Origin of the sequence: Pseudomonas edaphica (assembly GCF_005863185.1) — a bacterium.
Taxonomy (GTDB): Bacteria; Pseudomonadota; Gammaproteobacteria; order Pseudomonadales; family Pseudomonadaceae; genus Aquipseudomonas; species Aquipseudomonas edaphica.
In genome coordinates, this window is record NZ_VBVZ01000661.1 from 1 (window position 1) to 3,267 (window position 3,267).

Genomic DNA, 3,267 nt, shown 5'->3' on the forward strand with positions numbered 1-3,267 from the left:
ATATTGTGCACCCGCAACTTTTATCGATTGCTACCCCTGGCGCTTACCTCAGCGCTTTATTCAAACACAGCCTTTATTTAATTTAGCGAACCGCTCTCACACAGCCGTTCTGTCTTTATTTAAGCGTGTTATTGAATACAGGTACACGCCATGCTTTTGTATCACGAGGTCATCGAACATAACGCCTCCCGCCACCCGCACAAGTGCGCTGTTGCGCTCGATGCCGTCCATTACAGCTATGGAATGCTTCAAGCAAGAACGACACAAATAGCCCGACTGCTGGTCGCCAGCGGTGTTCAACCAGGCGATCGCGTCGCCCTGTATTCACCGATCTGCATCGATCTCATTGCCGCTTATCTCGCCGTCCTGCGCGTGGGCGCAATTACGGCGGCAACGCACCCCACTTGACGCTTTGATCGATTGAAACGAGAGCACCATGCGCAAGGACTACCTGGCTTTTTTTATCTCGCTGTTCCTGTCGCGGCTGGCGGACCAGATTCTGTTATTTATCGTGCCACTGATCGTGTTCCAGACCACCAACAGTGTGTCGTGGGCGGGGCTGGCGTTCTTCGTCGAGTCACTGCCGCGTTACCTGGCGTTCCCGGTGTGCGGTGCATTGTGCGACAAGTTCTCGCCGGTGCGCATTCTGCATATCAGCCAGGTTTACCGCGCATTGGCGTGCGTGGCGGCGGTGGCGTTGTATGGCGTGTTCGACGGTATCTATTGGTTGGTGATCCTGTCTGCGCTGTGCGGCGTGTTGACGACCCAGGGCATCATGGCGCGCGAAGTGGTGATGCCGCATATCTTCAAGCATTACACCTATGCCAAGACCTTGTCCTACTCGCAGATCGCCGACCAGAGCGGCCTGGTGCTGGGGCCACTGGTGGCGGCGCTGATGCTGGAGGTGTGGGCATGGCCGTGGGTGGTGGCGGGCATTGCCGGGCTGTTTGTGCTGGCGGACCTGGCGATGTTGGTGTGGCAGCGCAACACCACGGTCAGTCTGGAGAGCTTTGAGCAACATCAGGATATCTGGCTGCAACCCCTGCGCATTGCCTTCGGGCATATCCGCAAACTGGCGGAACTGAAGCGGGTCATTGCCCTGGCGGTGGGCGTCAACTTGATCATCGGGGTAACGCTGGCCACGTCCGCGGCCATGGTCACTGGCCTGTTCGACGCCGGCAAAGATGCCTATGCGTTGTTGCAGGCTGCGGGCGCGGTGGTGACCATCGTCATTCTGTTTTACCTGGCGCGTTCCAGCCTGCCGTTGAAGGTGCTGGGCGGGCTGTCTTACTCAATGATCGCGGCGGGGGCACTGGTCATGGCCGTCAGCCCTACCCTGTGGGCTTACACCCTGGGATTTTTACTGATCACCGGCTTCGACAAGATGTTCAACGTGTACATGCGCAGCACCCGCCAGCGGGTGATTCCGGTGCAGGACTTCGGCAAGACAGTGGGCGTGATCACCTTGCTCAATAACCTGGCGCAGCCGCTGGCGGGCCTGTTGATCGCCGTGCTGGCGGCGCCGCTGGGCACGCAAACGGTGATCCTGTTGTTGGCCGGGATCACCGCGCTGATCGGCGTGGCCGTCGCCTCAGGCTGGCACGCCACTGTGAAAGCGGAACTCGATGTCGGGTGACTCGATCAGTTCCTGCTCGGCGGCGCGCACCCGTTCTATCACCTGGGCGATGTCCTTGGCGTCGCCGTACTGGTAGGCAAGCTTCAGGTAACCCTGGAAGTGCCGGGCCTCGCTTTTGAGCAAACCGAAGTAGAACTTGCCGAGTTCTTCGTCCAAATGCGGCACCAGGGCTTCGAAACGCTCGCAACTGCGCGCCTCGATAAAGGCGCCGACCACCAGCGTGTCCACCAGCTTGACCGGCTCGTGGCTGCGCACAACCTTGCGCAAACCCGAGGCATAACGGCCGGCATGCAGTTGGCGCAGCTCGACCTTGCGCTTTTTGATCAGGCGCATGACCTGTTCGTGGTGCACCAGCTCTTCACGGGCCAGGCGCGACATCATGCTGATCAGGTCCACGTGGGCGTGGTACTTGGCGATCAGGCTGAGGGCGGTGCTCGCGGCTTTGAATTCGCAGTTCTTGTGGTCGATCAGCAGGGTGTGCTGATCGGCCAACGCGGCCTGGACCCAGGCGTCGGGGGTGCGGCAGCCGAGGAATTCGTGGATTTCGGGCAGGTTCATCGGGCTCACGGGCAAAAGGATCACAAAAGGCCGGCGATTATACCGACCCCGCCGCAGACCACCAGCTACTGGCTTTGATGTGCATCAACATGACGTCTGGCGGGCAGCAACTATAGTTGTTCCAGGCCCACCCTTTGGAGACCCCGACCATGCAAGCCATCCGCAGCATCCTGGTGGTTATCGAACCCGAGCATTCCGAAAGCCTGGCCCTCAAGCGCGCCAAGCTGATTGCCGGGGTCACCGGCGCGCACCTGCACTTGCTGGTGTGCGACAAAAAGCACGAGCATTCGGCGCTGCTCAGCCTGCTCAAGTCCGGCCTGCAGGAGGACGGCTACAGCGTGACCACCGAGCAGGCGTGGAATGACAGCCTGCATGAAACCATCATCGACGTGCAGCAGGCCGAAGGCTGTGGCCTGGTGATCAAGCAGCACTTCCCGGACAGCCCATTGAAAAAGGCCCTGCTGACGCCAGCAGACTGGAAACTGCTGCGCTACTGCCCTACGCCGGTGCTGCTGGTAAAAACCTCGACGCCCTGGGCCGGCAAGGTGGTGCTGGCGGCCATTGATGTGGGCAACACCGACAGCGAACACCAGGCACTGCACAACGCTATCGTCGACCATGGGTTCGATATTGCAAGCCTGGCCAAGGCCCAGTTGCATGTGATCAGCGCTCACCCGTCCCCCATGCTGTCAGCAGCAGACCCGACCTTCCAGCTCAAGGAAACTATCGAGGCGCGCTATCGCGAGCAATGCAAGGCGTTCCAGGCCGAGTTTGATATCGACGACACCCACTTGCACATCAACGAAGGCCCGGCGGATGTGTTGATCCCCTATGCCGCGCGCACACTGCAAGCGGCGGTGACCATTATCGGCACAGTGGCGCGCACCGGGATTTCCGGAGCGCTGATCGGTAATACGGCGGAGGTGGTGCTGGATGCGGTGGAAAGTGATGTGCTGGTGCTCAAGCCGCAGGCGTTGATGGATCACCTGGAGGAGTTGGCCACCAAGGCCTGACGTAGCCTCTTCAGACTATGGAGATCAAAGGTGGGAGCTGGCTTGCCTGCGATAGCGACC

The 3,267-nt window shown here is 60.1% G+C and carries 4 protein-coding genes; 3 read left to right on the forward strand and 1 reads right to left on the reverse strand.

Annotated features, from left to right (window positions below; all coding sequences use genetic code 11):
- Positions 1-150: 150 nt before the first annotated feature.
- Complete coding sequence (locus tag FEM54_RS28505; protein WP_099549611.1) at positions 151-408, forward strand: AMP-binding protein; 258 nt, start codon at positions 151-153, stop codon at positions 406-408.
- Between the two features lie 28 nt (positions 409-436).
- Positions 437-1,636, forward strand: coding sequence for an MFS transporter (locus tag FEM54_RS28510; RefSeq protein ID WP_138453853.1), 1,200 nt, complete (start codon positions 437-439; stop codon positions 1,634-1,636).
- Here the strand turns inward: FEM54_RS28510 and FEM54_RS28515 are convergent.
- Complete coding sequence (locus FEM54_RS28515) at positions 1,592-2,194, reverse strand: MiaE family protein (protein ID WP_058421365.1); 603 nt, start codon at positions 2,192-2,194, stop codon at positions 1,592-1,594. The two genes, FEM54_RS28510 and FEM54_RS28515, sit on opposite strands and share 45 nt — an antisense overlap.
- 149 nt (positions 2,195-2,343) lie before the next feature.
- Here FEM54_RS28515 and FEM54_RS28520 point away from each other — a divergent pair, with 149 nt between their 5' ends.
- On the forward strand, positions 2,344-3,207 hold the full coding sequence (locus FEM54_RS28520) for a universal stress protein (RefSeq protein ID WP_138453854.1): 864 nt from the start codon (positions 2,344-2,346) through the stop codon (positions 3,205-3,207).
- Positions 3,208-3,267 lie beyond the last annotated feature (60 nt).